The following is a 26,883-nucleotide window of genomic DNA, read 5'->3' as shown; positions in this document are numbered from 1 at the left end:
CCGGCCGGCCGAGGCCGCGCCGCCGCCGGTGGCGGCCGCGCCGGCCGCTGCCGCGGCCAAGCCGGCGCAGCTCTCCCGGGCCAGTCAGAAGGAGATCCAGCGCATCGAGCGGCAGTTGGAGCGGATCGGCGAGAAGGAGGCGGTGCTGCACGGCGAGATGGCCGAGCACGCCACCGACTTCCAGCGGATGGCCGAGCTCGACGCCCAGCTGCGCGAGCTCGGCGGGCAGCGGGACGAGTTGGAGACCCGCTGGCTCGAACTGGCCGAAGAGGCGTAGACGCTCCGCTCGAGGTGCCGCGACCGGTCGCCTGTCGGATGCGCCTGTTGGCCGCGTCCCGTGGAGCGCCGCCGGGCCGAAGCGGACCTGGCCCGACCCGTTCAGCTCGGGCACATAGCCGACGCGGCGGGACGAGCGGTGGTAGAAAGTCCGTCTGGCGCACCGCCGACCGCCGTTGAGGGACCGATGCCACCGTCGCCATCGCCGCCGCAGCCGTCTCCCCGCTGCCGTGCGCCCGGCTGGCCGCCGGGGCGGCGGGGACTGGTGCTCGCGGCCGTGCTCGCCCTGCTGTTGAGCGGGAGTTCGGCCGTGCGGTGGCCGTCGTGGGACGAGGGTTCGGCCGGCGAGCGGTCACCGGCGTCGCCGCCGGCCGGGCCGCCGCCGGTGGCCGGGGGCGCGCCGGCCCGGCTGGTCTGGGAGGACGAGGCGCCGCCGGTCGACGGGCGGCGGGGCGTCCGGCTGTGGGCCAGGGGCGACTGGATGGCGGGCGACGATCTGGTGCGGGTGGCGGACGGCGGCGTCGTCTCGTACGACCTGGCCACCGGCGCCCGCAACTGGCGGCTCCCGCTCGACCTCGCCGACGGCGTCTGCCAGGCGTCCCCGACGTCCTCCGGTGGCCGGGTGGCGGTGCTCCAGGGGCGGGACTGCGGGACGTTGACCGTGCTGGACATCGAGGCAGGGGAGGCCGTCGCCGAGGTGGCGTTGGGGGTCGGCGGCCGGGGTCCTGGCGTGAACGACCAGCCGGCGATCCTGGGGGACACGGTGGCGGTCGGCTGGGAAGGCGGCGCCGCCGGCTTCCGGCTCGCCGACACCCCGTCGGGGGCCGAGCCGCTCTGGCGGGTGGCGGCGGACGACGCCGGGGCGGGCTGCGTGGCCGACGCGTACGCCGTGGTCGACGGCGCGCTGGTGTCGAGGACCGCCTGCGGCGCCCCGCCAGGCCGGGACGGCGGCACCATCCGCGCCACCACCGCGTGGGGCGAGGAGCTGTGGGAGTGGACGTTCGGTCCCCGGTTCCTCGGCCGGCCGCTCGCCGTCACCGCCGTGCTCTCCACCGAGCCGCTGGTCGTCACCGCGCTGCTCGGCGACGACCCGGGCAGCGCGGGCCGTTCCGGAAGTGCCACCGAGCACATCTTCGTGGTCGACGACGATCGCCAGTCGATCAGATACGAGCTGGACTATGACCGCGAGCGCTATCTACCGCCGTGCCGGCCCGAGTCGTTCGCCGACTGCGGTGGCACCGTCGTGCACGAGGGCCACCTCTACCTGGCCAGCCGCCACGACGCCCCGGGCGCCGGGACGGGCGCGGACGCGGACGCCGACGTCGACGCCGGGAACGTGGTCGTCGCCTTCGACCTCGCGAGCGGCCTGGCCGAGTACCAGGTGCCGGCGTTGGGCGGCGGCGACATCCGGCCGTTCGGTGCCCGGGGGGACCGGATCCTCGCCTACCAGCCGGCGGGCGAGGAACGCGCCGGGCTCGTGGTGGCCATCGACCGGGACACCGGCCTGGCGACCCCGCTGCTGGCCCTCGACCCGATGGCGAGGCGCCGCGAATGGGCCCTGATGAGCGGCCTGTTCGTGCACGACCAGCGGCCGCTGTGGCACGAGGGGACGCTGGTGTTGCTCAACCGGGTGTTCTACCCGGGCGACGCGGCCGCCGGCCGTCCGGCGCTGTTGGCCTACCGGTGAGCGCCGGCGCGCGCCGCCGGCGCGATGGCGCGATCCGGCCGGACCGGTCGGCGGTGGTGCGGCGGCGGGCCTCCGGCATGCATGATCGGCGCGTGGTCCGGGGCAGGACAACACTCTGGTCCACACTCTGATCCACTCCGCCCCGCCGCACGTACCGCTCCACCGAACTCCGTTCCACCGAACTCCGTTCCACGAACCCCGCTCCGCGGAACCACCCCGGATCCCTGGATCCCCATATCCCCGATTCTCCGATTCTCCGATTCCCCGATCCACTCTGTTCCCGAACGGCCCGGGAGCGTGGACGAGGAGCCCCCTTTCCCCGGGCCCGGCCGATGCGGCCCTCCTGAGGAGACGTGATGAGCGTACGGGTCGTGGTCGCCGATGACCGCCGGCTGGTGGCCGAGGCGTTGGCCTCCGCCCTGCGGGTGCGCGGCCACCGGGTGCTCGGCGCCGGCGCGCCGGCCGTGCGGGCCGCCGATCTGGCGGTCAGCAAGCAGCCGGACGTCTGCCTGTTCGGCCTGGCCGCGCCGGACGCGCCGGGCGCCCTCGACCCGGTGCTGCGGATGCGCCGCGAGTGCCCGAGGGTCGCCGTGGTGGTGCTCGGCCCGGTGCCGCGCCCGCGCGGCGTGGCGGCGGCCTTCGCGGCCGGCGCCCGCGGCTACGTACGGCACGACGAACGGATCGAGGGCGTGGAGCGGGCCATGGTCAAGGCCAAGGCGGGCGAGGCGGCGGTGGCGCCGCAGCTGCTGCGGGAGGCGTTCGCCGACCTGCTGCACCCGCGTAGCGGTCCCGACGCCGAGGGGGCCAGGCTGGCCGGGCTGCTCACCGAGCGGGAGGCGGACGTGCTGGCCCGGATCGTGGAGGGCGAGGACACCAGGCGAATAGCGGCCGGGCTCGGCGTCGCGCCGAGCACCGCGCGCACCCATGTGCAGCGGCTGCTGACCAAGCTGGGCACCGCGTCCCGTCTGGAGGCGGCGGCGCTCGCCGTGCGCACCGGGCTGCTCGACCACCTGCCGGCCGGCCGCCGCCTCTGAACCGGCGAGGACAGCCCTCGATGACATCTCCTTTGACGCCGGACGTGGGGGTATGCTTCCTTATGTTTGATTCTGTTGGAGTGTGCCGATCCTGCCACGGACACCGACACCGACACCGATACGGACACCGAAGCGCGCCCCACCGCATCTGATCTGGACTGGGTGATGAAGAGGACCACGACCCGCCTGGCCGACGGCCGTGAGCTGATCTACTACGACTCACGCGACGACGCCGTCCGCGACTCCCTCGACCGCCGCCCCCTCCAGCCCGCCGTCTCGGCCTCCGAGATCCGGCACGACCCCCTCCTCGACGAGCACGTCGGCTACGCGGCGCACCGCCAGTCCCGTACCTACCACCCGCCGGCCGACCAGTGCCCGCTCTGCCCCACCAGGGGCGACCGGCTGAGCGAGATACCCGCCGACTCCTACGAGGTCGCGGTCTTCGAGAACCGCTTCCCGTCCTTCGGCGGCGACGTCGGCCGCTGCGAGGTCGTCTGCTTCACCCCCGAGCACGACGCCTCCTTCGCCTCGCTCACCCCCGAGCAGGCCGCGCTCGTCCTGCACGCCTGGACCGACCGCACCGCCGAGCTCGCCGAGCACCCCGGCGTCCAGCAGGTCTACTGCTTCGAGAACCGCGGCGCCGAGATCGGCGTCACCCTCGGCCACCCGCACGGCCAGATCTACGGCTACCCGTTCGTCACCCCGCACACCGCGCGCGCCCTGCGCTCCGTCGCCGCCCACAAGGCCCGCACCGGCGGCAACCTCTACGACGAACTGCTCGCCGCCGAGCGGGCCGACGGGCGCCGCGTCGTGCTGGAGACCGACACCTGGACGGCGTTCGTGCCGCGCGCCGCCCGCTGGCCCTACGAGGTGCACCTCTACCCGCGCCGCCGCCGCGTCCCCGACCTGCCGGCCCTGGACGACGACGAGCGCGCCGGCTTCCCCGCCGTCTACCTGGAGCTGCTGCGCCGCTTCGACCGGATCTTCGGCGAGGGCGCCGGGCCGACCCCGTATATTTCCGGCTGGCACCAAGCGCCCTTCGCGATGCCGGCCCGCGAGGACTTCGCGCTGCACCTGGAGCTGTTCACCATCCGGCGCAGCCCCGGGAAGCTCAAGTTCCTGGCCGGCTCCGAGTCGGGCATGGGCGCCTTCGTGAGCGACGTACTGCCGGAGGCCGCGGCCGACCGGCTCCGAGAGGTGGCGACAGAGGCATGAGGTACTTCGTTACGGGCGGTGCGGGCTACGTCGGCGGCACGGTCGCCGCGCACCTGCTCGCCGCCGGGCACCAGGTGACCGTGCTCGACGACCTCTCCACCGGCTTCCGCGCGGGCGTCCCGGCCGGCGCCGAGTTCGTCGAAGGCCGGATCCAGGACGCCGGCAAGTGGCTGGACGGCGGCTACGACGCCGTGCTGCACTTCGCCGCCTGCTCCCAGGTCGGCGAGTCCGTCCTCGACCCCGAGAAGTACTGGCGCAACAACGTCGCCGGCACCCTCGACCTGCTGGCCGCGATGCGCGAGGCGGACGTGCGGACCCTCGTCTTCTCCTCGACGGCCGCGGTCTACGGCGAGCCGACCGCCACCCCGATCACCGAGGACGCGGCCACCGCCCCCACCAACCCGTACGGCGCCAGCAAGCTCGCCGTCGACCACATGATCACCGGCGAGGCCGCCGCGCACGGGCTCGCCGCCGTCTCGCTGCGCTACTTCAACGTGGCGGGCGCGCACCGCGCCGACCCGGCCATCGGCGAGCGGCACGACCCGGAGAGCCACCTGATCCCCATCGTGCTCCAGGTCGCCCTCGGCCGCCGCGAGACGATCAGCGTCTACGGCACCGACTACCCGACGCCCGACGGCACCTGCGTCCGCGACTACATCCACGTCGACGACCTCGCCGAGGCCCACCTGCTCGCGCTGACCGCCGCCACCGCCGGCGAGCACCTGATCTGCAACCTCGGCAACGGCAACGGCTTCTCGGTCCGCGAGGTCGTCGAGACCGCGCGGCGCGTCACCGGCCACCCGATCCCGGAGACCGCGGCCCCGCGCCGCGCCGGCGACCCGGCCGTGCTGGTCGCCTCCGCCGAGCGCGCCCGCGAGCGCCTCGGCTGGCGGCCGAGCCGCGCCGACCTGTCCGACATCATCGCGGACGCCTGGGCGTTCGCCAGCCGCGACGAGGAGCCGGTTCGATGACGGGCGTCGACAGCGGGCGCTGGGCCGCCCCTGGCCGGGTCAACCTGATCGGCGAACACACGGACTACAACGAGGGCTTCGTGATGCCGTTCGCCCTCCCGCACACCACCAGGGCGACGGCCGCCCGCCGCGGTGACCGGCTGCTGCGGCTCTCCTCAGCGCAGATCGCCGCCCCGCCCGTCGAACTCTCCCTCGACGAGCTGACCCCCGGCTCGGTGACCGGCTGGGCCGCCTACCCGGCCGGCGTCGCCTGGGTGTTGGAGCGGGCCGGCCACCGGCTAACGGGCGCCGAACTGTCCTTCGACTCCAACGTGCCGACGGGCGCCGGGCTCTCCTCGTCGGCGGCGCTCGAGGTCGTCACGGCCCTCGCGCTCAACGACCTCGACGACCTCGGCCTCGCGCCCGAGGCGTTGGCCCGCCTCTCGCAGCGCGCGGAGAACGACTTCGTCGGCATGCCGTGCGGGATCCTGGACCAGATGGCCTCGGCCAGCTGCGCCGCGGGGCACGTCCTGTTCCTCGACACCCGCGACCTCTCCCGCCGCCAGGTGCCGTTCGACATGGCGAGCGAGGGGCTGCGGCTGCTGGTCGTCGACACCCAGGTCAAGCACAGCCACGCGGACGGCGCCTACGCCACCCGCCGCGCCGAGTGCGAGACCGGCGCGGCCGCGCTCGGCGTGCCGTTCCTGCGGGACGTCGCGTACGACGACCTCGACTCGGCGCTTTCCCGCCTCCCCGACCCGGTCATCCGGCGCCGCGTCAGGCACATCGTGACGGAGAACCGCCGGGTCGAACGCGTCATCGACCTCCTCGACGCCGGCCGCGCCCGCGAGATAGGCCCGCTCCTCACCGAGGGCCACGCCTCGCTCCGCGACGACTTCGAGGTCTCCTGCCCCGAACTCGACCTCGTGGTCTCCACCGCCGTCGCGGAGGGCGCCCTCGGCGCCCGCATGACGGGCGGCGGCTTCGGCGGCTCCGCGATCGTCCTGGTCGAGACCGCGGCGGTGGACGCGACGACGCGGGCGATCACGGACGCGTTCGCCAAGTCCGACTACCGGGCGCCGCGCACCTTCGAAGCGACCCCTTCGGAAGGCGCCCACCGGGTCCGGACGTCGTAGGTTTTTCCCCCCACCCTCCCCCAGCCGCCAGGCTGGGGGAGGGTGGGTAAACCCGCGCGGAGCGCGGGGCCACCCCCTGGGGGAAGCGGCCGGAACGGTGGGTGGTCACCGGTAGGCCGGCAGGCCGTTCCGGTAGGCCGTGATCGCTTTGATACGACGACTTCCGCCAAACCACTTCCGCCACCCGGCACCGCCCGTACCCTGAGAGAAGCGCACCGGTGGGGGCCGGTGTTCGTATCAGGGGGCGAGACAGGTGGGTGCGACGCCCACGGCCCGGCACCGGTGCCGTGCGGCGGCGGCCGCACGGTTCTCCCCGGGGCCCGGGCGCCGGCGTCGCGCCCGCCCGAAGCCGAGCGGCTTACGCGAGGGGTGGTTGTGGATCGCATTCGGGTGCTGGTGGTGGACGAGCACCGGATCTTCGCCGAGTCGTTGGCCACGGCGCTCACCGCCGAGCAGGACGTCGACGCGGCGGCCGTCGGATCGCTGCCCGCCGCCCACCAGTTGCTCGAGCGCGCGCCCTTCGACGTGCTGCTCCTCGACGCCGGGATGGCGGACGGCGTGGAGGGCGACGGTTCGCTGCTCGCGTCGGCGCAGGAGCGTCTACCGGCCCTTCGTGCTGTCATGCTCGCGGCATACGATGATCCGAAGCTGGCCGCCCAGGCCCTCTCGGCCGGCGCCAGCGGCTGGGTGGCCAAGGACAGTTCGCTGGCCAGGCTGCTCCAGGTGGTGCGCGGCGTGCTGCGCGACGAGACCCACGTGCCGCCGGCCCTGCTGACGGCCGTGCTGCGCGAGTTGAGCAGGGACCGCAGGCACCGCACCGAGCACCAGCGGCTGGTGGAGTCCCTGACCCCCCGCGAACTCGAGGTGCTCCGCTGCATGTTGGCCGGCCTCGGCCGCAAGGCCGTCGCCGAACGGCTCTACCTCTCCCCGCACACGGTCCGCACCCACATGCAGAACGTCCTCGGCAAACTCGGCGTCCATTCCACCCTGGCCGCCGTCGCCCTCGCCCGCCGGGCCGGCGTCACCCCCGCCGACTGACCGCGCCGGCCCGGCGGGGCGCGGAGCGTGGCCGGACAACCGATCCTCCACCGGCCGCAACGCGGGGTTGAGCGCTCCTAGGATGCGCCCGTGGACACCGAGGCGTTGCGATCGTTCGTCCGGGCGGCCGAGCTCGGAAGGTTCCAGCTGGCGGCCGACGAGCTCGGCGTGACCCCGCAGGCGGTCTCCAAACGGATCGCCGCCCTGGAACGCGAGCTGGCGGCCCGGCTGTTCACCCGTACCGCCCGGGGGGCCGAGCTGACGCGCGACGGTCGGGTGTTCCTCCCCCACGCGCGGAGCGTCGTCGCGGCCGTCGAGCGCGCCGTCACCGCGGTGCGGCCGGGCTCCCGGCCCCTGCGGATCGACGTTCTCGGGCTGCGCAGCGCACAGGCCGTCGTGCTGCACGACTACTGGCGGTCGCGTCAGGGAACCGGCCTCGACGTGGTGACCCTCCGGGTCGACGACCCCCGCGCGGTGGCCGCCGCCGTCGCCGCGGGCGAGATCGACGCCTCGTTCCGCGCCGTCACCGACCCGGCCGCGCTGCCGCCCGAGGTGCGGATGGTCCACGCGTTCCACTCGCCACTCGAACTTCTCGTCGGCCCGGGACATCCGCTCGCCTCGGCGCGGACGCTGTCGCCCCGGCGGCTGCGCGGGCACCGGATCTGGGTGCCAGGCATCGCGCCCCGAAGCGAGTGGGCGGACTTCTACGACCAGCTCGCCACCGCCTTCGACCTGCGCGTCGACGCGGCGGGCCCGCACTTCGGCGACGAGGTGCTGCTCGACACCCTCGCGGACTCCGGAGACGTGGCCACCCTCGTCGGGGCGCGCGACCGGTACCTCTGGCCGAAGCGCCACGACCTGCGCCGGATCCCCGTCGTGAACCCGACCCCCGCGTACCCGCTCTTGCTGCTCCTCCCTCGGGCCAACCCCCACCCGGAACTCCGTCGCGTCCTCGCCCACCTGGGATCCCTGCCCGCGCTCCCCGGGCCGGTCTGGCTCCCCTCCTGGACGACGACGGCGGAACGCGACGCCCTCGGCGCCGCGCCCGCCGGCGGGCAGTGAGCACCCCACCAAGCCACCCGCAGAAAGAACAGAAAGAGAGTTCCCGGCATGTCGAGCGACCGTCTCATGCGCATCCGCAGCACCGAGTTCGAGGCCATGGCCGAGCGGGTCCTGCGGGTCACCGAGCTCACCTCCCGCCTGAACGTCCTGCCCTTCGACGACGAAGCGGGCAGGGCGGAGCTGTTCGAGCGGATCCTCGGCAGGCCGCTGCCGCCGGGAGTCACCATCTACCCGCCCTTCTACACGGACCACGGCCTCCGTCTCGACCTCGCCGAGCGCGTGTTCATCAACCAGAACTGCACGTTCCTCGACTACGCCGGCATCCGGATCGCCGAGCGCGTGATGATCGGCCCGAAGGTCACGTTCATCACCGGCGGCCACCCGGTCGATCCCGAGGAGCGGCGGCTCTACCTCACCGGCGAGCCCATATCCGTGGCCGAGAACGTGTGGATCGGCGCCGGCGCCACGATCCTGCCCGGCGTCAGCATCGGCCGCGACGCCGTGGTCGCCGCCGGCGCGGTGGTGGCCGACGACGTACCGCCGGCCAGCCTGGTGACCGGCCCCAAGGCGACCGTGCGCCGTCGCTGGTGACACCTCCCCCCGCTACGGCCTCGCGTCAGTCCCCGCCCACCGCCCGCAGGGCCCGCTCGCCGACGCCCCGCAGGCGCTCGACCAGTTCGGGCGGCCGCCGCACGGTGAACTCGCAGCCCAGCGTGACAAGGCGGGCCGCCAGCCACTCCACAGAATCGTCGACCTCGCCCCGCAACTCGCAGCTCTCGGCGTCGATCGGCCGCGGCTCAGGCAGGCCGGCGCCGAGCCGCCGCGCCGCCTCGGCGGCCGGCAGGTGGAGCGTCGCCGCCACCTCGAACCGGGGCCGCAGCGCGGCCAGCCGGCGCGTCACGAAGGCCGCCGCGTCGCCGTCCGGCGGCTCGCGGGGCGCGACCCGGACGCCGGTCGGCGTGGGGGCGGCGATCCGGTCGACGCGGAACACCCGCCAGTCGTCCCGCTCCACGTCGAACGCCAGCAGATACCAGCGCCGCCAGGCCGCCACCAGCCGGAACGGCTCCACCAGCCGGCGGCTCTCCCGCCCGTCCGCCGCCCGGTAGCCGAACCGCAGCCGCTCGCGCCCGGCCGCCGCGCCCGCCAGCACGGCCAGCGCCTCGGGATCCACGGCGCGGTCGCCGCCACCGCCACCGCCACCGCCACCGTCCCCGCTCCACAGCGGCACCGTGGCGAGGCCGAGCGCCGCGACCCGGCGCCGCAGCCGGGCCGGCAGCACCTGCTCCAGCTTGGCCAGCGCCCGCAGCGACGCGTCCTCGATCCCGGCCACCGCCGCGTCGGCCGCCGTCCGCAGCCCGACCGCGATCGCCACCGCCTCCTCGTCGTCCAGCAACAGCGGCGGCATCGCGCTGCCCGCCGCCAGCCGGTACCCGCCGATCACGCCCCGCGTCGCCCGCACCGGATAGCCCAGGTCGCGCAGCCGCTCGACGTCCCGCCGCACGGTCCGCCGCGTCACCCCGAGCCGCTCGGCCAACTCGCCGCCCGGCCACTCGCGCGGCGTCTGGAGCAGGGAGAGCAGCCGCAGCAGCCGTGCCGCCTGTCCCGCCTGGTTCTCGCTCATGTCCTCAGCCTCATGCCTCCAGCATGCCGTGCGAACGAGGACAGAAACGGACCTGTATCCCGCATAGCGTGCTTGTCATGAGCGACGAGATCCTCCCCTTCCGCATCGACGTCCCCCAGGCCGACCTCGACGACCTCCGCGACCGCCTCGCCCGGGCCCGCTGGCCGCGCCAGCTGCCGGGCGAGGGCTGGAGCCGGGGCGTCCCGGTGGCGCACCTCCGCGAGCTGGCCGACCACTGGGCCACCGACTACGACTGGCGGGCCTGGGAGGCCAGGCTCAACGCCTTCCCGCAGTTCACGACGGAGATCGACGGGCTCGACATCCACTTCCTGCACGTCCGCTCCGCGGTGCCCGACGCGCTGCCGCTGATCCTCACCCACGGCTGGCCCAACTCCTTCGTGGAGTTCGCCGACTTCGTCGAACCGCTGACCGCGCAAGGCTTCCACGTCGTCGCCCCCTCGGTGCCCGGCTTCGGCTTCTCCGCCCCGCCGTCCACCACCGGCTGGAGCGTGGCCAGGGTGGCCCGGATCTGGGCCGAGCTGATGCGCCGCCTCGGCCACTCGCGGTACGGCACCCACGGCGGCGACCTGGGCGCCTACATCGCGCCCGAGGTGGCCGTCGCGGACCCCGAGCACGTCGTCGGCGTGTACATCGACGGCGGCCTCGGCTTCCCCACCGAGGCCGACGTGCCGGAGATGACCCCTGACGAGCTGGCCGGCTACGAGCTGATGAAGAGCTGGTCCACCGGCGGCGTCGACCACCACACGCTGCTGCGCGCCGCGCCGCAGACGTTCTGCTACGGCTGGGACGACTCGCCGATCGGCCAACTGGCCTGGCTCGCCGAGAAGTTCCACCAGTTCAACGTGCACACCTCGCGGGACCTCTTCCTCACCAACGCCACGATCTACTGGCTGACCGGCACCTCGGGCACCTCGTCCTGGCCGATGTACGAGACCACCGGCTTCGGCTGGCCCGGCGGCCAGAAGCTCGTCCCCTCCGGGGTCTACGCCGGCCCGCCCGGCATCCGCCGGCTCGCCGAGCGGACGAACCACGTCATCCACTGGCCGGACTCCAACCCGGGGCGTGGCCACTTCCCGGCCATGGAGGTCCCCGAGGCCCTGGCCGCCGATACTCGTTCGTTCTTCGACAAGGCGCTCGCCTACGCTGCCGAACGTGAGCAGACCGGAACCCAGGCTGGAACGACTGCGCGCTGACCACGCGCCGGCGCTGCTGGCGTTCGAGCGGGCGAACCGCGCCTACTTCGCCCGCTCGATCACGGACCGGGGCGACGCGTACTTCGCCGACTTCGCAGCCCGCCACGAGGCGCTCCTCGCCGAACAGCAGGCCGGCGTCTGCCACTTCCACGTCGTCCTGGACCCGGCGGGCGAGCTGATCGGCCGCGTCAACCTGGTGGACGCGGCGGCCGGCACCGCGGAACTCGGCTACCGGATCGGCGAACCCTGGACCGGTCGCGGGGTGGCGACCACCGCCGTCGCGGAGGTCTGCCGCCTGGCGGCCGCCACCTACGGCCTCACCGAACTCACGGCCCGCACCACCCGCGACAACCTCGCCTCGGCGACGGTCCTCCAACGCAACGGCTTCACCCCCGTCGGCGACCTCACCCTCACCGGCCGCCCCGGCACCCGCTACCGCCGCCCGCTGGGCTGACCGACCCGCGCCTGGACGAGCAATGTGCCCAGGTTCTCGGGATCCGGCGCCTCGACGACCCGCGCATCGACTTCCGAAAACCCGTGCCGTGCCAGGATCCCGCGCCACATCTCGGCCGAGTACGCCCACCGCCTGATCGACAGCGTCTTGCCCGTGAAGCCGTTGCCGTACATGCCCTGCGCGCCGTAGCAGCCCTCGACGGCCGGCGCCTGGGAGAAGACCAGCACCCCGCCAGGGCTGAGGCGTCGGCGGATGGCGGGCAGTAGCCGGCACGGGTCGGTGAACCAGAAGGCGCCCCAGATCGAGTAGATGGCGTCGTACGTCTCCGAAGCTCCGGTGGTGAGGAAGTCGACGGCCTCGCGGAGGTGGAAGCGAGCCCCCTCAACATCGCCCCAACGCTCCCTGGCGTAGCCAATCTGGACGGGGGAGAGGTCGATCCCGGTGGCGTCGACACCCTTGCGCGCGAGGTACGCGACCTCGTCTCCACTGCCACAGCCCAGTTCAAGAGCGTTCTCAGGCTGGCACAGCAACTCTTCCGCCGGGCCGTGGTGGTCGTACTGGGTCCAGCCGAATCCCTTGTCGGTGGCGTCCGACACCGAGCCGATCTTCGCAACGGCTCCGGCCGCGTAGCGGTCCCAGTAGCTTTCCATGCTCATGCGACAGCATCCTTCAGTGGATTGGTCGTTGAGCATCCGTACCGTCTGACTCCGACGGCACCACACGTTACTCCTGCTGCCGCGACGTACAGTGGCCGAGGCCACCCACAAGGGCGACCCCGGCCTTCCGCGCGAGCAGATCAGTGACAGTTCGTACCCTGGGCGCACGGGGAGCATTGCGCGGCGTCGCGCTCCCACAGCGGCCAGTCCACCTCGAACCCGTGCTGCTCGACCACGGCAGCCGTCCGCATGGCGGTGCCGTCGGCTTTGCGGTCGATCTCGGGGACGTGGTGGAGGAACTTTCCGCCGTTGTACTTGTCGCAGAACGCGGCGTAGTTCCTCGTGTCGAGGATGAGCGTGTGCACGGCCACGTCGACGAGCACGCCGCAGCCCAGTTCCAGACCCTCGCCCATGGTCTCCATGGCGGTGATCAGGTAAGCGACGGCCTGACCGAGCAGCCGGCCGGCCATCACGCTGTCCATGAGGTAGTCACGGGTCAGGAGTTTGACCTCCCGCTCCCAGACCGCCTCGCCCAACAGTTCCCTCGGATCGCGTACCGCTACTGCCGTACCCATCGGGACTCCTCCCGCTCGAAGGGCTCTTGGAGCACCCCTCCCGTCGGTCGGATGCGGTTTCGTCGGAGCAGACGATCGACGGGAGGGGTGCTCGCTTACGACGGTAAAGTCGCGCTCCAGCAACCAGCAAGAAAATTGCGCGAGTTTGCTTCATTGAGGTTGACGTGGCTAGACAGCCGGTCGAACATCGAAGTGCCATGCAATCGCACGCAAGGTTTCGGAGGTGGATGCGGCCATGAAGTTGCGCTTCCTCGGAAAGAACTCCACACCCGGAGACAGCCCCACCCTCTACGCGAGCGACCGGGACAGCTACGTCGTGCAGGGCTGGAAGGTCTTCGCGAACGATCTGTTGATGAGGCTCGACGTGCCGGATGGCCACACGATCGTCGAGGTGCCGATCGAGCTGTTCGAGCACTTGACGAAGGACGGCCTGCCGAGCGGCGAGATCAGGCGCTTCGTTGCACCGATTGCCCTCGTCACCGAGCAGGGCACGTGCATTGTTCAGGGGCGACGGATGCGCGATCCGGAGGCCCTGAGCCAGATGCGACTGCCCGACTACGAGACCTGTGTCGAGGTCCCCAGGGCCTCGATCATTGCCCTGCTGTGAGGAGAGCGGTGGACCTGATCACCCCCGCCCAGCGCGACGAGCTCTTCGAGGTATTCGAACGGGACGCCTTCCACCTGGAGTTGCGGGACGACTACGGCTCGCCCATCGAGGACACGCCCTACGCGCGGTGGCGGCGAGGTGAGCCCGACGACTACGCCTGGCTCGCCCCCTGGACGGCGCTGATGAGGCGTGTCACGGGTGAGGGTAAGACAGTGCGGCGAGTCCGCGTCGTCACGGAACCGCACTCCCGCTACATCAGGTGGGAACACTCACTGACCCGCCTCAACACGGCTGCCGGCGAGGATATCCGCTGGCTGCCCCGTCACCGCGTCCCCGGAGGATTCGTCTTCCCGGTGGCCGGCAACGACTGGTGGCTCTTCGACGACCGGGTTCTCGCTGTGGGCCACTTCGACCCCGAGGGGCGGGTCCTCGGCTCCGAACTGGTCACCGAGCCAGAGGCCGTGGCAGAGTGCGTACGTCTTCGCGAGCGACTCTGGTCCCTCGCCATTCCACACGCGGAGTACCGGCCCTGACCGATCGAAACAGCGAGGCACAGGCGCAACGACGGGCGTTGGGCGCCCGCCTGCGGGCGGTTCGCAAGGACGCGGGGTTCTCCCGCGCACGCGCGTTCGCCGCCGCGACCGGGTGGCACGAGTCCAAGGTCTCCCGCATCGAGAACGGACGCCAGAACGCGAGTGAGGACGACATCCGCGCCTGGTGTCAGAAGACCAACACTCAGGATCAGGTTGACGATCTGATCGCCACAGCTCGCCATATCGAGGAACTGTGGTTGGAGTGGCGCCGCCAACTCCGATCGGGAGCCGAGGAGCGGCAGCGCAGGGCGCTGCCGGTTTACGCGAAGTCCAAGGTCTTCCGCATCTGGCACCCGACCGTGATCTGGGGCACGCTCCAGACAGCCGAGTACGCCGCCGAGACCTTCCGCCAGGTCGTGGACTACTACGAGATCCCCGACGACGTCGACGCGGCCGTGGCCAGACGGATGGAGCGCCAGCAGTACCTCTACCAGGGGGAGCGGAGATTCCATGTGCTGCTGGCGGAACAGGTCCTTTACACGAACTTCGGCGGGCCCGACGTCATGCGAGGCCAGCTTGATCGCCTCCTGGCCGTCATGTCCATTCCCCGCCTGAGCCTGGGCCTGATCCCGGCCCGTGCGCCGATGCGCATCTGGCCCGGCAACTCCTTCTCGATGTTCGACGACCGGCTCGTCCTCGTCGAGACGTACTCGGCCGAGTTCTCGGTCACGCAACCCCGCGAGATCGCTCTGTACGCGAGGGCGTTCGAGATGCTGAAGCGGTCGGCCGTGTACGGGCGGCCGGCGCGAGCACTGATCAGCGAAGCCCTCGCGCGGCTGAACGGCCAGGCCGGCTAGGCGCCGTCCCGTCAGGCGGCGGCCGGCCACTCGACGCGGGCGGTGGCGACGGGGTCGCGGCCGAAGTACGCGAGCAGCCAGTCGAGGGTGCAGACGCGAAGCCGCATGTCGCCGTCCACGGTGGCGACTTCGAAGGTCTTGTCCTGGTAGGCCATCCCCCAGGCGGCGACCCAGTCCTCGTCGTACGGGTTCTCGTACGTCACGACGATGGCGAACACCTTGGGCGCGGTCTCGTTGACCACCTCGCGGATGTCGTCCTTCTGCCAGTCCATGGAATGCTCCGATCGTTCATCGGGCGTAACTATCTCGCGACTCACTGTAGGGTGTAGAGTTATTCCTGAGCAACACCATGTAAGCCCCTTGGTGGGATAGATAGTTCACCTGTTTGAAAGGGGGGCGGCGTGCCGCCCAGGACCCAGCCCACCGCTCGACAGGCGCGCTTGGGCGTCGAGCTGCGCAAGCTGAGGGAAGCAGCGGGTATTTCCGCTCGCGACGCTGCCGGGCTCCTCGGCGTCAACCCGGTGGCGATCAGCCAGATCGAGACGGGAAAGACGGGAATCAGCGCTGACCGACTACGGCGCCTCGTAGCCCACTTCGCCTGCGCTGACGGCGAGTTGGTTGAGGCGCTGGCCGGCATGGTCATGGATCGCACGCGTGGCTGGTGGGAGGACTACCGGGGCGTTCTGCCGCCAGTGTTCCTGGATCACGCTGAGCTGGAGCACCACGCGATGTCGCTGCGAACGGTGCAGATCGTTCATGTGCCGGGCATGCTCCAGACCGAGGACTACGCTCGCGCTGTCTTCTCGTACACCGTCCCCGAGCTTCCGCATAGCGAGCTCGAACCGAGAATTGCACACCGCATGCAGCGCAAAGTGGTCATCGACAGGTACCCGCCCACCGAGTTCACTGCGATCGTCCATGAGGCCGCTCTGCGGATTCGGGTGGCGGACCGCAAGGCCTCCCAGGCGCAGCTCCGGGCCCTGCTCGATCAATCCGAGCGTGCGCACGTCACACTGCGAGTGATCCCCTTCGATCAGGACGGCTTCGCCGGAGCCAACTCCTCGATGCTGCACGCGGGCGGCCCTGTCCCGCAGTTGGACACCGTCCTACAAGACACCCCGCAGGGTAGCTCGTTCGTCCATGCCCGAGCCCAGCTCAACCGACTACGCTCTCTCTTCGAGAAGGTTGAGCGAGCATCACTGGATCAGGCTGCCTCCCGCGACCTGATCCGTCGCATCGGACAGGAAATGTGAGGGGCGGAGCGTGACCGCAAACCCTGGATGGCAGAAGTCGTCCTTCTCCGGTGGTGGGGATGGTAATGACTGCCTGGAACTGGGCGGAGCACCAAGCGCTTTGGCACTCCGCGAGAGTGACGACCCGGACGTCGTCCTGACGACCAGCCCGGCACGGCTGGCGGCGCTGCTCGGCGCGGTCAGGGAGAGCGACGGCTGAAGTCGTGCTGATCGTCGACGCGGTGCTGGAGACCGTGGACACCGCGGACTTCTCGCTGTGGGAAGTGGCTGACGTACCGCCTTTCCGGCTCCTGCCGCTGTCCGGTCGTATGTCTCCGCTGGAAGTCGGCACGGCACTGGCGAGCCTCGTCGCCGGCGGCGACCACATCCGTGGCCTGTTGGCTGCGGACAAGGTCATCGCACAGGGCGGACTGCGCGTCCGCGACACCGCCGTGGACGTCACGGTGAGCCCGGGCTGCTGTTGTGGTCTCGGCGACTGGCGTGATTGGCTCGACGTCGTGCGGGGAGACACCCCGTGGCTCGGCCACGACCCCACGCCGAGAGTCGAGCTTGCCGCCCCGGTCGTTCGGCTGTGGCCGGACGGCGGCGACTCGGCCGAACCGCCGCTCGGGCGTCCCATCGAGATCCCCACAGGCGACGTGCCAGGGACCCTGCGTACCGTGCAGGAGGAGTTGCGCGGCTTCCTCTCCCTCACCCGGCAGTGGGCCACTCGCCATGCTCCTGCTCTCGCCACGGAACTGGTCGCCAAACTCGACGCGGACCTGGCCATCGGCGCACCGTTGCCGGGCGGGGCTCAAAGGTTGTGACGCTAGGCCCGCTCCAACCGGCGTGTCGCGGGCCTAGCGTCACAGTCAGCGCTTGGAGACGGACGGCCTTCCGCTCTACACGGCCAACGACATGGCGCTCGGGTAGTGGCCGGGCCTGAGATGGTAGCCGCAGGCGTGCGGGGGACCCGGAAATTTATCGGATGAGTTGAACGTCGGCGGCGGTCGGGGCGGGGGCGCGCACGGTGGAAGGACCGCAACCGCGCGTCCCAACCCAGTGAGGTGACCCGATGTCTCGTGGCCGTGGCCGTCCTTCTTTCAACCGTCGGCGCGTGCTGATCGCCGGCCTCGTCGGTGGTTCGGTGGTGGCGGGCGCGGTCGGGGTGACCGCGGCCATGGCGGGGGAGGAGTCGGGAACGAGCGGCCAGAGCGTCGTCTGCCCGCAGGTCCTGATCACCAACACGCCGGCCGCGGCGGAGGCCCAGGTGGACCGGGAGTTGGCGCTGCTGGTCACGCAGATCGAGGAGGCCAACGCCAGGCTCGCGAACTCCGCCGGCGAGGGCGGTCCGAACTTCGTGCAGAACGCGATCCTCGGCCCGTTGGAGGACAAGCGGGTCGCGGTCCTCGACCGGATCGGGCAGGTCTTCGAGCGGCAGGGCGAGACAGCGCCGGCGAACCTGGACGCGCTGGCGGCCTGCTCGCTGTCCGACGGAGTCGGGGCCGCCCCCGAGGAGTCGGCGGCGCCGGTGGAGGACGCCGGCGTGGAGGCGGGGAGCATCGCGTGTCCCGAGGTGGTGGTGGGTGCGGTGCCGGCGGCGGAGGCTGAGGTGGATCGGGAGTTGGCGTTGTTGCAGACGCAGATCGGGGAGGCGAACGCCAGGTTGGTCAGTTCTGCTGGTGAGGGGGGTGCGAACTTCGTGCAGAACGCGATTCTGGGTCCGTTGGAGGATAAGCGGGTGGCGTCGTTGGACCGGATTCGGATTGCGTTCGAGCGGCAGGGTGAGGTCGCGCCGGCCGGTCTCCAGGCGCTGGCCACCTGCTCGCTGTCCGACGGCGGCGAGGCGCCGGCCGACCCCGCGCCGGAGGTTCCGGCCGAGGACACCGGCGCGGAGGCGGGGAGCATCGCGTGTCCCGAGGTGGTGGTGGGTGCGGTGCCGGCGGCGGCGGAGGCTGAGGTGGATCGGGAGTTGGCGTTGTTGCAGACGCAGATCGGGGAGGCGAACGCCCGCTTGGTGAGTTCGGCCGGTGAGGGTGGTCCGGACTTCGTGCAGAACGCGATTCTGGGTCCGTTGGAGGATAAGCGGGTGGCGTCGTTGGACCGGATTCGGATTGCGATCGAGCGGCAGGGCGAGGTCGCCCCGGCCGGTCTCCAGGCCCTGGCCACCTGCTCGCTCGGCTAACCGGCGAACGGGCCGCCGCGCCAGGTGGGGAACGGCGCCTGGCCGGTGGCCGTCGCGAACGCCGCCTCGGCGGCGAGCGCGGTGGAGTCGAGCGTCGGCAGCGGCGAGTCGTCGGGACCGACGAGCAGCGGGATCTCGGTGCACACCAGGGCGACCGCGTCGCAGCCCCGGGCCGCCAGCCGTTCGATGACGCGAACGTAGGCGGCGCGGGCCGCGTCGCCGAAGACGCCGTTCAGCAGCTCCTCGAAGATGATCGCGTCCACGGTCTCGCGGTCCGCCGCCTCCGGCACCTCGGCGGCGACGCCGTGCCGGGCGAGGGCGTCGGCGTAGAGCGTGGAGCCCATCGTGAAGCGGGTGCCGAGCACGCCGACCCGCCGCCGCCCGTCCCGCGCGGCGCGGGCGGCGACGACGTCAGGCAGGTTGAGCCCTGGCAGGGCGAGTTCGGGCCCGGGGCGCTGAAGTGCCAGGTGGGCGGTGTTGTCAGGGCAGACGAAGAAGGCCGCGCCGGCGGCCGCCAGCCGCTCGACGCTGGTGGCCAGGATCGCCCGGACCGCATCGTGGTCGCCGGCGTCCCAGGCCGGCATGGCGCGGGCCAGCGGCACGAGGTCGAGCGTGACGTCGGGGTGGTCGTGCGGGCCGAGCGCGCGGAAGCCCCGCCGGCAGAAGTCCTGGAAGCAGAGCGCGGCGCCCTCGGCGCTGTGGGCGAGTATCCCGAGGTGGTGATTCACGATGGCTGCTCCGGTCGTCGTCTCCTCCGTTCGGCGTAGCGAACGGTTGACCGGTATGGTGGAGCGGAGAACGGGCGTTCGTCAAGCCGAACGGCAGGGCGGACGGCAGAACGAGCGACAGGTCGAGCGACGCAGAGCGAGGAGCGCACGCATGGCGGGCAGGCCGGATCTGGGGGCGCGGATCGCCGAGTCGATCCGGCGGGAGCGGGAGCGCGCGGGCCTGTCGCTGAGCGCGCTGGCGGCGCGGGCCGGCATCGCCAAGTCCACGCTGTCCCAACTGGAGGCGGGCGCGGGCAACCCGAGCGTGGAGACCCTGTGGGCCATCGGTGTCGCGCTCGATCTGCCGTTCAGCGCGTTCGTCGACCCGCCGCGCCCCCGGGTGCGGCTGGTGCGGGCCGGCGAGGGCGCCGCGACCCGCGCGGAGCGTGCCGACTACGTGGCCACGCTCCTCGCCTCCTGCCCGCCGGGCGCCCGCCGCGACGTGTACCGGATCACGGCAGGCCCGGGCGAGGCCAAGCGGTCACAGCCACACCAGCCGGGCACCGTCGAACACGTCGTCCTCTCCGCCGGCCGCGCCCGCGTCGGCCCCGCCTCCGACCCGGTGGAACTCGCCCCCGGCGACTACCTGGCCTTCCCCGGCGACGCCCCCCACCTCTTCGAGGCCCTGGAACCGAACACGGCGGCGGTGATCGTCATGGAGCACCCGTAGCAGTGCCCCCGCATGCTTCGTATGTGCGAATCGACGCACACTTGGCATTTCGCCGCACGGATACCTAGCCTGGAGGCATGACGACAAGGGTGCCCATTCGCCAGCTGCAACAGCACGCGAGCGAACTCATCGACAAGGTGCTGTCGGGCGAGCGCGTCGAGATCACCCGCAACGGGCGACTCGTCGCGGTACTCGGGCCTCCCGACCCCGAGCAGCGCGTGATGGAGGATCTCGTTCGCACGGGTACGGTCGACCCGGAGAACGCCAGACAGGCTCGGGGGCTCGGGGACTGGCAGCCCCTTCCGGCGCGTCCTGGTCCGCCCTCCCGCTTGTCCGAGGTGCTGATGGAGCTGCGCGAGGAAGAAGACCGTTGATCTACCTGGACTCCTGCGCGCTGCTCAAGCTTGTGCTGCCGGAGGCTGAGACGCCGGAGTTGCGTGCCTTCCTGTCGGCGCATGCCCTGGAGGGGCAGGCCACGTCCGCGCTGGCTCAGACGGAGATCGCGCGGGCCCTCGTTCGGGCCCGGGCGGAGCCCGAAGTCGCGGACGCGGCCGAGGACATGCTCGATCGGCTGCTCCGCGTCCGGGTGACTGATCCGATCCTTCGTACCGCCGGGATGTTCCCCATGCCGCACCTGCGGAGCCTGGACGCCATCCACCTGGCGAGCGCCGAGCACCTCGAAGACGCCTTGACCGCGTTCGTGACCTACGACAAGCGGTTGGCAGCCGCGGCCGGCGAGCGCGGCCTTCCGGTGGTGGCTCCCGCCTGATGGCGCCGCCCGCCGTCAGCCCAACGTCCGGTGGGCGCCCGGGGTGTGGCCGAAGGCGCGGCGGAAGGTGTCGATGAAGGCGCTGGGGGAGGCCCAGCCGCAGCGGTGCGCGACATGGGGGCACCGCCCAGCCTCCCCCAGACTCCGTCCGGGGGGACCCCCATGGCTGGGGGAGTCACCGGCAGGTCGGAGGAGCGCAGCAACAGGGCGTGGTAGAGCCTCAGTTGGGTGCGGGTGGTGGCCTGGTCGTACGCCGTCACCGTGTTCGCCGTCGCGGGCGTCGTGCTGGTGCCGGGGCCCGCCGTCTACGCCTTCGTGGCGGCCACCTCGGCCGGGCTCTACGTGCCGTTCTCGCTCCAGGTGACCCTGGCCCAGGACTACCTGCCGAACCGGGTCGGCACCGCGAGCGACGTCACGCTCGGCCTGACGGTCACCGTCGGCGGCGTCGCCACCCCGCTGATCGGCGCCGCGGCCGACGCCACCTCGCTCGGCACCGCGCTGCTGCCGCTGATCGCGCTGCCCGCCGTCTCCTGGCTGCTGACCCGACGGCTGCCCGAGCCGGCCGGGCGACCGGAGCCCGAGCTGCCCGAGCCGCCGCCCCGGCCGCACACCGACGTCCCACGGAACACCTGACGCCGGGGCGGCCCGGCCCGCCCCGCGGTCGACCGCCACGCATGGCCCCCCGATCGCCGGGCACACTGACATGGCCGGTACGACCGGCGCCGGCCGCGGGGGCGGTGGGGCGAGGGCGACGAGAGGGGGCCGGGCATGGGCGTGGTCGAGGTGCCGCTGACCGACGAGGGAGCGGAGACCGTCTCCGTGCAGGTGCGGGAGCTGGACGAGGGCATGATCCGGGTGGGGCGGCCTGGGCAGCCGCCCGTCGCCCGCGCCGCGCGGTCGCTGGACGCGATGCTCGGTACCGTGCGGCCGGTCGCCGAGCGGTTCGTGGCCCGGCTGCGGGAGATGCCGGACCCGCCGGAGGAGATCACCCTCGACTTCGGCGTCGTCCTCACCGCGGAGGCCGACATGGTCATCGCCAGCGGCAGCGGCGAGGCGAACTTCGCGGTCTCGCTCACCTGGCGGCCCCGGGCGGAGCCGTGACCTCCGCCACCGACCGCGAGCCGACGGACGCGCTGCCCGTCGGCCCGTCGGCGGACGGCGGCTGAGGCCGGTCAGGCCGCTGGCGACCCCGCGTCGAAGCGGTAGCGGCCCCGCAGCAGCTCGCTCAGATCCGCGCCCGAGGCCAGTTCCTCGGGGGCCAGGCCGCGGCGGAACAGCAGGCCGCCGGCGGCGATGCCGCCGAGCGTCAGCCGCTCGCCCTCCCTCCGCAGCCAGGTGCCCTCGCGCAGCCCGACCACCGGCACGTCGTTCTCCTCCAGGAACTGCTCCAGGCGCTCGGCGCGGCTCTCGCCCATGTGCGCGGTGTCCGGCTTGGCGTCCAGGTAGTGCGGGTTGATCTGGAACGGCACCAGGTCGAGCGAGGCGAACGTCGGGGGCTGGACGATCGGCATGTCGTTGGTGGTGCGCAGCGTGGGGGAGGCCATGTTGGTGCCCGCGCTCGACCCGAGGTACGGCAGGTCGCCGGCGGTCACCCGTTCCCGGATGGCGGGGACGAGGCCGTGCTCGTGCAGGGCCTTCAGCAGCCGGAAGCTGTTCCCGCCGCCGACGAAGACGGCCTCGGCCTCGCGCACGGCGGCGGCCGGGTCCGGCGCGGTGTGGGCACCGGTCACCGTGACGCCGAGCGGGGCGAGGGCGGTGGCGACCTGCGCGGTGTAGCCGGCGTGGTCGGCGAGCGCGTACGGCACGAACAGCAGGTGGCGGGCGCCGTCGAGCAGGGCGGCGATCTCCTCGGTGGCGTGCTCCAGGTAGCGGTGTCCTGGCGCGGTGGAGTTGGACAGCAGCAGCAGGCGCATGGGCCTTCTCTCTCGTTTCGTGGTCACGAAAATCAGGCGGTGGTGGGACGGGTGCGGGTGCGGGCGCCCGGCAGGCGCGGCCTGACCGGGGTCAGCACCCGGCCGAGCCGCTCGGCGGCCTGGATCAGCGGCGGCACGAGTTCCTCCTTGCGGGCCGGGAGCACGTCGAGCGGGCCGACCAGGGAGAGCGTGCCCACCGGCCGGCGGCCGACCAGCACCGGGGCGGCGAGCGCCGCGGTCTCGGCGTCGTACTCGCCGTCCGAGTAGGCGTAGCCGGTGCGCCTGACCTCGGCGAACCGCTCCTCGAGGCGTGCCGGGTCGGTCAGCGTGCGCTCGCTGAAGCGCGCCATCGGGCGGCCGTAGAGCAGCGCCGCGCGATCTCCGGACGGCAGCATGCCGAAGTACGCTCGGGAGGTGGCGCCGGCGTGCGCCGGGTAGAGCTCGCCGGCCAGCGCGTAGTAGCGCAGCGGCCCGGCCGGGCCCTCGGCCGCCGCCACGCAGCGCATGTGTACGCCGTCCGGCACCGCGAAGAGCGTGCCGACGCCGACCGCGTCGGCCGTGACCCGCAGCGTCGGGGTGACGAGGGTGGCGAGGCCGCCGTCCCGTTCCCAGGCCCTGGCCAGGTGCCAGACGGCGGGGCCGAGGTGGTAGCGGCGCGAGCGCGGGTCGGAGACGAGGAAGCCGCGGTAGGCGAGGGCGGCCAGCAGCCGCTGGGCGACGGACTTGTCGAGGCCGAACTCGTGGGCGACCTCGGTGACGCCCCACTCCGGGTGTTCCCGGTCGAAGGCGAGCAGCACGTTGAGGACGCGGTCGGCGGTCTGAAGCGGCGGTGGCGTGTCGGGGGCGCCGCCGCCCTGCTGCGTTACCGGTGGGTGTTCAGGCATGGCCAAAGTGTAAAGCGTCTCTCATTCCGAGAAGTAGTTGCGTATTGCGCGACAGAAGGCAGATTCTGCGAAGCATGCTCAAACACGTGATCGAAGTCATCGAGCTGCTCGACCGCCCGGAGACCAGCGGCACCCTGCTCGCCGACCACCTCCGCGCCGTCCACGGCGCCGCCACCCGCTCCGACGCCTCGGCCGCCGACGCGCCACCCGCGCCGCGCGTCGAGGTCAGGACGGTCCAGGGCGACAAGGGCAGCACGGACTTCGTGCACGTGACGATCCCCGGCCGCCGCGGCCGGGTCGGCGGCGGGGACGCCCCCACCCTTGGCATCCTCGGCCGCCTCGGCGGCGCCGGCGCCCGCCCGGAGCGGATCGGCCTGGTCTCGGACGCGGACGGCGCGGTCGCCGCGCTCTCCGCCGCCGCCAAGCTGCTCGACATGCACGCCCGCGGCGACGTCCTCGACGGCGACGTCCGGATCTCCACCCACGTCACTGGCTGGGCACCCACCCAGCCGCACGACCCGGTGCCGTTCATGGACTCGCCGATCGACATGGAGACCTGCAACCGCGAAGAGGTCTCCCCGGAGATGGACGCGATCGTGTCCATCGACACCACCAAGGGCAACCGGCTGCTCAACCACCGCGGCGTCGCCCTCTCCCCGACGATCTGCCGCGGCTGGATCCTGCGCGTCAGCGAGGACCTGCTGTCCGTGCTGGAGACCGTCACCGGCCAGTCGGCCAGGGTGCTCCCCGTCACCACCCAGGACATCACCCCCTACGGCAACGGGGTGCACCACATCAACTCGATCCTGCAACCCGCCACCGCCACCGACGCCCCCGTCGTCGGCCTGGCCATCACCGCCGAGACCGCGGTGGCCGGCTGCGCCACCGGTGCCAGCCACGAGACCGACATCGCCGCCGCCGCCCGGTTCGCGATCGAGACCGCCAAGGCGTTCGGCACCGGCGCCGCCCACTTCCACGACCCGGCCGAGCTCAGCCGGCTCATCGAGCTCTACGGGCCGATGACCCGCCTGCAGGCCCCGCCCCCGGCCGCACCGGAGTCCCCGGAGAGCAGATGAACCCGACCACCCCCGCCACGTCCCCCGCCGCCCCGCCGCCGGCGGACACGGTAGCCAGGCACCCGCGCGCCTTCGAGCCCGTCACGCTGCTGCTGACCGTGCTGATGTCGGTGCTCGGCGCGCTGATCGGCATCGTGCTGATCACCTCGCTCGGCATCTCCCCGAACACCGCCGTGATCGGCGCGCTCGTCGCCATGCTGGTCGGCCGGATACCGGTCGCCATGCTGGCCAGGATGCGTGACCAGAACCGGCAGAACCTGGTCCAGTCGGCGATCTCCGGCGCCACCTTCGCCGCCGCCAACTCCCTCCTCACCCCGATCGCGGTGCCCTTCGCGCTCGGCCGCACCGACCTCGTCTGGCCGATGCTCGGCGGCGCCGTGATCGGCCTGGCCGTCGACAGCTGGGTGCTGTTCCGGGTCTTCGACTCCAAGCTGCTGCCCGCCACCGGCTCCTGGCCGGCCGGCATCGCCGCCGCCGAGACCATCAAGGCCGGCGACGAGGGCGGCCGCCGCGCCGCGATCCTCGGCGCGGGCGCGATCGTCGGCGTGATCGGCGCCTTCTTCAAACTGCCCACCAGCGCCGCCGGCGTCGGCTTCCTCGGCAACATCTGGGCCCTCGGCGCCTTCGGCACCGGCCTGGTCGTCGCCCAGTACAGCCCCGACCTGCTCGACGTGAACCTCACCGCCGAGCGCGTGCCGCACGGCGTGATGATCGGCGCAGGGCTCGTCGCGCTGATCCAGGCCGTGCTGCTGATGCGCAACCGGCAGTCCCGCAAGGCGACCGCCGCGAACGCCGCCGCCACCCCCGAGCGGGACGACGTCCCCGGGCCGACCGTCGACGCCTCCGGGCTGCGCCGCGGCCTGCTGGAGGGCATGGGCCTGTTCGTCCTCGGCGCGATCTTCGTCGCCTTCGCCGGCGGCATCGCAGGCGACCTCTCGGTGCCCGGACTCATCGGCTGGGTGGCCCTGGCCGGCGTCGCCGCGCTCGTCCACCAGCTGATCGTCGGCCTGGCCGCCATGCACTCCGGCTGGTTCCCGGCCTTCGCCGTCACGCTGATCTTCCTGATCATCGGCCTGGCGCTGGACATCCCCACCGTGCCGCTCGCCCTGCTCGTCGGCTACACCGCCTCCACCGGACCCGCGTTCGCCGACATCGGCTACGACTTCAAGGCTGGCTGGCTGCTGCGCCGCCACGCCGTGCCGTGGCAGCCGTTCGAGCTCGACGGCCGGCGCCAGCAGTACCTGGCCCAGCTGGTCGGCTTCGCGGTCGCGCTCGGCGTCGTCGTCATCGCCTGGCGGACGTTCTTCGAGGACGGCCGGGTCCCGCCGGTCTCCGAGGTCTACGTCGCGACGATCCAGACCGGCCTCGACCCCGACACCATGCGCACCCTGTTGCTCTGGGCCATCCCCGGCGCCCTGATCCAGCTGATCGGCGGCTCCTCGCGCCAGCTCGGCGTGATGCTCGCCACCGGCCTGCTGGTGGCCACCCCCGACGCCGGCTGGATGGTGCTCGGTGCGCTGGCCGTCCGCAAGCTCTACACCTGGTGGCGCGCCCGCGCCGGCCAGTCGCCCGAGGACGCCGAGAACGACCTGTCGCTGGTCGGCGCCGGCCTCGTCGCGGGCAGCTCGCTCAACGACGTCGGACAGGTGGCGAAGGCCCTGTGAGTGACCCAGCCCTTGGGCTTGTGACGATCGGCCAGGCGCCGCGCGCCGACCTACGCCCCGACGCCGAGCCGCTGCTCGGCGGCGTGCGGATGGTCGAGCACGGCGCGCTGGACGACGACCGCTTCGAAGAACCGGAGACCCGGCGCCTGGTGGCGCCGGCCCCCGGCGAGCCGCCGCTGATCTCCCGGCTGCGGGACGGCGGTTCCGTGCTGCTCGGCCACGACGCGCTCGTGCCGCGCCTGGAACGGGCGGTCGCCAGGGCCGAGCGGGACGGCGCCACCGCCACCCTGCTGCTCTGCACGGGACACTTCCCCGCGGTGCGGTCGAACCGGCCGCTGCTCTACGCCGAGCCGCTGGTGCAGCGGGCGGTGGCGGCGATCGTCGGCACCGATCCGGTGGGCCTGGTCTGCCCGCACCCCGACCAGGCGGCCGACGTGACCGCGCGCTGGTCCGAGGCCCTGCCGGGCTCGAAGGTGCGGGCCGCGGCGGCCAACCCGTACGCGCCGGAGGACCGGGCCCTGGCCGAGGTCGCCACGGCGGCCGAGACGCTGGCCGCGGCGGGCAGCCGCTGGCTGGTGCTCGACTGCATCGGCTACACCGAGCGGATGCGGACGACCGCGGCCGAGGCCGCCGGCCGCCCCACGCTGCTGGCCCGCGCGATCGCGGTCCGGCTCGCCGCGGAGGTCGCCGCCAGCGGGGCCTAGCCGCTACCGCTAGGGCCTGTCTTTTGGATCTTCGTGGATCAGGCCTTGGCTCCCCCAGGCCTGGCGGCCTGGGTGGGGGTGCCCCCTGCACGGAGTGCTTGGGG

General features: G+C 72.6%; 31 protein-coding genes and 2 pseudogenes. 26 read left to right on the top strand and 7 right to left on the bottom strand.

The window, feature by feature from the left end:
• The 9 genes and pseudogenes from ACYVPE_RS32785 to ACYVPE_RS32745 all read left to right on the top strand — a co-directional run.
• Positions 1–277, top strand: a pseudogene (locus tag ACYVPE_RS32785) (ABC transporter ATP-binding protein); the annotation flags it as partial.
• A gap of 264 nt (positions 278–541) precedes the next feature.
• Positions 542–1,963: an outer membrane protein assembly factor BamB family protein gene (locus ACYVPE_RS32780; RefSeq protein WP_461037428.1), complete on the top strand. Its 1,422-nt coding sequence runs from the start codon at positions 542–544 to the stop codon at positions 1,961–1,963.
• 356 nt (positions 1,964–2,319) lie between these two features.
• The gene (locus ACYVPE_RS32775) at positions 2,320–2,997 is read left to right on the top strand and encodes a LuxR C-terminal-related transcriptional regulator (protein WP_461037427.1); all 678 of its coding nucleotides are present in this window, start codon (positions 2,320–2,322) and stop codon (positions 2,995–2,997) included.
• Between the two features lie 165 nt (positions 2,998–3,162).
• On the top strand, positions 3,163–4,212 hold the full coding sequence (gene galT, locus ACYVPE_RS32770) for a galactose-1-phosphate uridylyltransferase (protein ID WP_461037426.1): 1,050 nt from the start codon (positions 3,163–3,165) through the stop codon (positions 4,210–4,212).
• A complete protein-coding gene (galE, locus tag ACYVPE_RS32765) occupies positions 4,209–5,183 on the top strand; it encodes a UDP-glucose 4-epimerase GalE (RefSeq protein WP_461037425.1) in 975 nt (324 codons plus the stop codon). Before galT ends, galE begins: the two co-directional genes overlap by 4 nt.
• Positions 5,180–6,298, top strand: a complete 1,119-nt coding sequence (gene galK / locus ACYVPE_RS32760) for a galactokinase (protein ID WP_461037424.1) — start codon at positions 5,180–5,182, stop codon at positions 6,296–6,298. The genes galE and galK overlap by 4 nt, the downstream gene beginning before the upstream one ends.
• Positions 6,299–6,673: 375 nt before the next feature.
• On the top strand, positions 6,674–7,336 hold the full coding sequence (locus ACYVPE_RS32755) for a LuxR C-terminal-related transcriptional regulator (RefSeq protein WP_461037423.1): 663 nt from the start codon (positions 6,674–6,676) through the stop codon (positions 7,334–7,336).
• A gap of 90 nt (positions 7,337–7,426) precedes the next feature.
• On the top strand, positions 7,427–8,398 hold the full coding sequence (locus ACYVPE_RS32750; protein WP_461037422.1) for a LysR family transcriptional regulator: 972 nt from the start codon (positions 7,427–7,429) through the stop codon (positions 8,396–8,398).
• A 48-nt stretch (positions 8,399–8,446) separates the two neighbouring features.
• Positions 8,447–8,989, top strand: a complete 543-nt coding sequence (locus ACYVPE_RS32745; protein ID WP_461037421.1) for a DapH/DapD/GlmU-related protein — start codon at positions 8,447–8,449, stop codon at positions 8,987–8,989.
• Positions 8,990–9,014: 25 nt separating this feature from the next.
• Here the strand turns inward: ACYVPE_RS32745 and ACYVPE_RS32740 are convergent, their stop codons facing one another.
• Positions 9,015–10,019 carry a helix-turn-helix transcriptional regulator gene (locus ACYVPE_RS32740; protein WP_461037420.1) on the bottom strand — a complete coding sequence of 335 codons (1,005 nt, stop codon included), beginning with the start codon at positions 10,017–10,019 and terminating at the stop codon, positions 9,015–9,017.
• Positions 10,020–10,096: 77 nt separating this feature from the next.
• Here ACYVPE_RS32740 and ACYVPE_RS32735 point away from each other — a divergent pair, with 77 nt between their 5' ends.
• The gene (locus ACYVPE_RS32735) at positions 10,097–11,233 is read left to right on the top strand and encodes an epoxide hydrolase family protein (protein ID WP_461037419.1); all 1,137 of its coding nucleotides are present in this window, start codon (positions 10,097–10,099) and stop codon (positions 11,231–11,233) included.
• Positions 11,193–11,687 carry a GNAT family N-acetyltransferase gene (locus ACYVPE_RS32730; RefSeq protein ID WP_461037418.1) on the top strand — a complete coding sequence of 165 codons (495 nt, stop codon included), beginning with the start codon at positions 11,193–11,195 and terminating at the stop codon, positions 11,685–11,687. Before ACYVPE_RS32735 ends, ACYVPE_RS32730 begins: the two co-directional genes overlap by 41 nt.
• Here ACYVPE_RS32730 and ACYVPE_RS32725 read toward each other — a convergent pair.
• Both ACYVPE_RS32725 and ACYVPE_RS32720 read right to left on the bottom strand, forming a co-directional pair.
• Complete coding sequence (locus ACYVPE_RS32725; protein WP_461037417.1) at positions 11,666–12,343, bottom strand: class I SAM-dependent methyltransferase; 678 nt, start codon at positions 12,341–12,343, stop codon at positions 11,666–11,668. The genes ACYVPE_RS32730 and ACYVPE_RS32725 overlap by 22 nt on opposite strands.
• A gap of 140 nt (positions 12,344–12,483) precedes the next feature.
• Complete coding sequence (locus ACYVPE_RS32720) at positions 12,484–12,918, bottom strand: glycine-rich domain-containing protein (RefSeq protein WP_461037416.1); 435 nt, start codon at positions 12,916–12,918, stop codon at positions 12,484–12,486.
• Positions 12,919–13,141: 223 nt separating this feature from the next.
• Between ACYVPE_RS32720 and ACYVPE_RS32715 the strand changes: the two genes are divergently transcribed.
• The 3 genes from ACYVPE_RS32715 to ACYVPE_RS32705 are packed head-to-tail and all read left to right on the top strand — an operon-like array spanning position 13,142 to position 14,915.
• Positions 13,142–13,525, top strand: a complete 384-nt coding sequence (locus ACYVPE_RS32715; RefSeq protein WP_461037415.1) for a hypothetical protein — start codon at positions 13,142–13,144, stop codon at positions 13,523–13,525.
• A gap of 8 nt (positions 13,526–13,533) precedes the next feature.
• The gene (locus ACYVPE_RS32710) at positions 13,534–14,058 is read left to right on the top strand and encodes a DUF6879 family protein (protein ID WP_461037414.1); all 525 of its coding nucleotides are present in this window, start codon (positions 13,534–13,536) and stop codon (positions 14,056–14,058) included.
• 38 nt (positions 14,059–14,096) lie between these two features.
• Positions 14,097–14,915, top strand: a complete 819-nt coding sequence (locus ACYVPE_RS32705; RefSeq protein ID WP_461037413.1) for a DUF5753 domain-containing protein — start codon at positions 14,097–14,099, stop codon at positions 14,913–14,915.
• Positions 14,916–14,926: 11 nt separating this feature from the next.
• Here the strand turns inward: ACYVPE_RS32705 and ACYVPE_RS32700 are convergent, their stop codons facing one another.
• Positions 14,927–15,187: a hypothetical protein gene (locus ACYVPE_RS32700; protein ID WP_461037412.1), complete on the bottom strand. Its 261-nt coding sequence runs from the start codon at positions 15,185–15,187 to the stop codon at positions 14,927–14,929.
• A 168-nt stretch (positions 15,188–15,355) separates the two neighbouring features.
• On the opposite strand from ACYVPE_RS32700, the gene ACYVPE_RS32695 reads away from it, so the two are divergent.
• The 4 genes from ACYVPE_RS32695 (at position 15,356) to ACYVPE_RS32680 (ending at position 18,332) form a co-directional block, all read left to right on the top strand.
• A complete protein-coding gene (locus ACYVPE_RS32695; protein WP_461037411.1) occupies positions 15,356–16,168 on the top strand; it encodes a helix-turn-helix domain-containing protein in 813 nt (270 codons plus the stop codon).
• A gap of 10 nt (positions 16,169–16,178) precedes the next feature.
• Entirely contained in the window at positions 16,179–16,367 is a 189-nt protein-coding gene (locus tag ACYVPE_RS32690; RefSeq protein ID WP_461037410.1) for a DUF397 domain-containing protein, read from the top strand.
• A 4-nt stretch (positions 16,368–16,371) separates the two neighbouring features.
• Positions 16,372–16,974: a hypothetical protein gene (locus tag ACYVPE_RS32685; protein WP_461037409.1), complete on the top strand. Its 603-nt coding sequence runs from the start codon at positions 16,372–16,374 to the stop codon at positions 16,972–16,974.
• A gap of 290 nt (positions 16,975–17,264) precedes the next feature.
• Positions 17,265–18,332 (top strand): hypothetical protein, encoded by a 1,068-nt coding sequence (locus ACYVPE_RS32680; RefSeq protein ID WP_461037408.1) that lies wholly within the window; start codon positions 17,265–17,267, stop codon positions 18,330–18,332.
• On the opposite strand, the gene ACYVPE_RS32675 is transcribed toward ACYVPE_RS32680, so the two are convergent.
• Complete coding sequence (locus ACYVPE_RS32675) at positions 18,329–19,060, bottom strand: aspartate/glutamate racemase family protein (protein ID WP_461037407.1); 732 nt, start codon at positions 19,058–19,060, stop codon at positions 18,329–18,331. The genes ACYVPE_RS32680 and ACYVPE_RS32675 overlap by 4 nt on opposite strands.
• Before the next feature lie 151 nt (positions 19,061–19,211).
• On the opposite strand from ACYVPE_RS32675, the gene ACYVPE_RS32670 reads away from it, so the two are divergent.
• From ACYVPE_RS32670 to ACYVPE_RS32650, 5 genes and pseudogenes are all read left to right on the top strand, one after another.
• Positions 19,212–19,769, top strand: coding sequence for a helix-turn-helix domain-containing protein (locus ACYVPE_RS32670; protein ID WP_461037406.1), 558 nt, complete (start codon positions 19,212–19,214; stop codon positions 19,767–19,769).
• A 77-nt stretch (positions 19,770–19,846) separates the two neighbouring features.
• A complete protein-coding gene (locus tag ACYVPE_RS32665) occupies positions 19,847–20,143 on the top strand; it encodes a type II toxin-antitoxin system Phd/YefM family antitoxin (protein WP_461037405.1) in 297 nt (98 codons plus the stop codon).
• Positions 20,140–20,538, top strand: a complete 399-nt coding sequence (locus tag ACYVPE_RS32660) for a type II toxin-antitoxin system VapC family toxin (RefSeq protein ID WP_461037404.1) — start codon at positions 20,140–20,142, stop codon at positions 20,536–20,538. Before ACYVPE_RS32665 ends, ACYVPE_RS32660 begins: the two co-directional genes overlap by 4 nt.
• A gap of 228 nt (positions 20,539–20,766) precedes the next feature.
• A pseudogene (locus tag ACYVPE_RS32655) lies at positions 20,767–21,171 on the top strand (MFS transporter); the annotation flags it as partial.
• Positions 21,172–21,306: 135 nt separating this feature from the next.
• Positions 21,307–21,639: a CU044_2847 family protein gene (locus ACYVPE_RS32650; protein ID WP_461037403.1), complete on the top strand. Its 333-nt coding sequence runs from the start codon at positions 21,307–21,309 to the stop codon at positions 21,637–21,639.
• A gap of 71 nt (positions 21,640–21,710) precedes the next feature.
• Here the strand turns inward: ACYVPE_RS32650 and pepE are convergent, their stop codons facing one another.
• Complete coding sequence (pepE, locus tag ACYVPE_RS32645) at positions 21,711–22,451, bottom strand: dipeptidase PepE (protein WP_461037402.1); 741 nt, start codon at positions 22,449–22,451, stop codon at positions 21,711–21,713.
• A 32-nt stretch (positions 22,452–22,483) separates the two neighbouring features.
• Positions 22,484–23,335, bottom strand: coding sequence for an IclR family transcriptional regulator (locus ACYVPE_RS32640; RefSeq protein WP_461037401.1), 852 nt, complete (start codon positions 23,333–23,335; stop codon positions 22,484–22,486).
• 74 nt (positions 23,336–23,409) lie between these two features.
• Here ACYVPE_RS32640 and ACYVPE_RS32635 point away from each other — a divergent pair, with 74 nt between their 5' ends.
• Genes ACYVPE_RS32635 through ACYVPE_RS32625 form a run of 3 tightly spaced genes read left to right on the top strand, consistent with a single transcriptional unit; the run spans position 23,410 to position 26,779 of the window.
• A complete protein-coding gene (locus tag ACYVPE_RS32635; RefSeq protein ID WP_461037400.1) occupies positions 23,410–24,411 on the top strand; it encodes a DUF1177 domain-containing protein in 1,002 nt (333 codons plus the stop codon).
• Complete coding sequence (locus ACYVPE_RS32630; RefSeq protein ID WP_461037399.1) at positions 24,408–26,075, top strand: OPT family oligopeptide transporter; 1,668 nt, start codon at positions 24,408–24,410, stop codon at positions 26,073–26,075. The genes ACYVPE_RS32635 and ACYVPE_RS32630 overlap by 4 nt, the downstream gene beginning before the upstream one ends.
• Positions 26,072–26,779, top strand: a complete 708-nt coding sequence (locus ACYVPE_RS32625; protein WP_461037398.1) for an AroM family protein — start codon at positions 26,072–26,074, stop codon at positions 26,777–26,779. The genes ACYVPE_RS32630 and ACYVPE_RS32625 overlap by 4 nt, the downstream gene beginning before the upstream one ends.
• Positions 26,780–26,883: the final 104 nt, after the last annotated feature.

It is taken from the genome of Streptomyces mayteni, assembly GCF_054783955.1.
The sequence above is the reverse complement of the archived record's forward strand: the minus strand, read 5'-3'. Positions and strand labels throughout refer to the sequence as shown.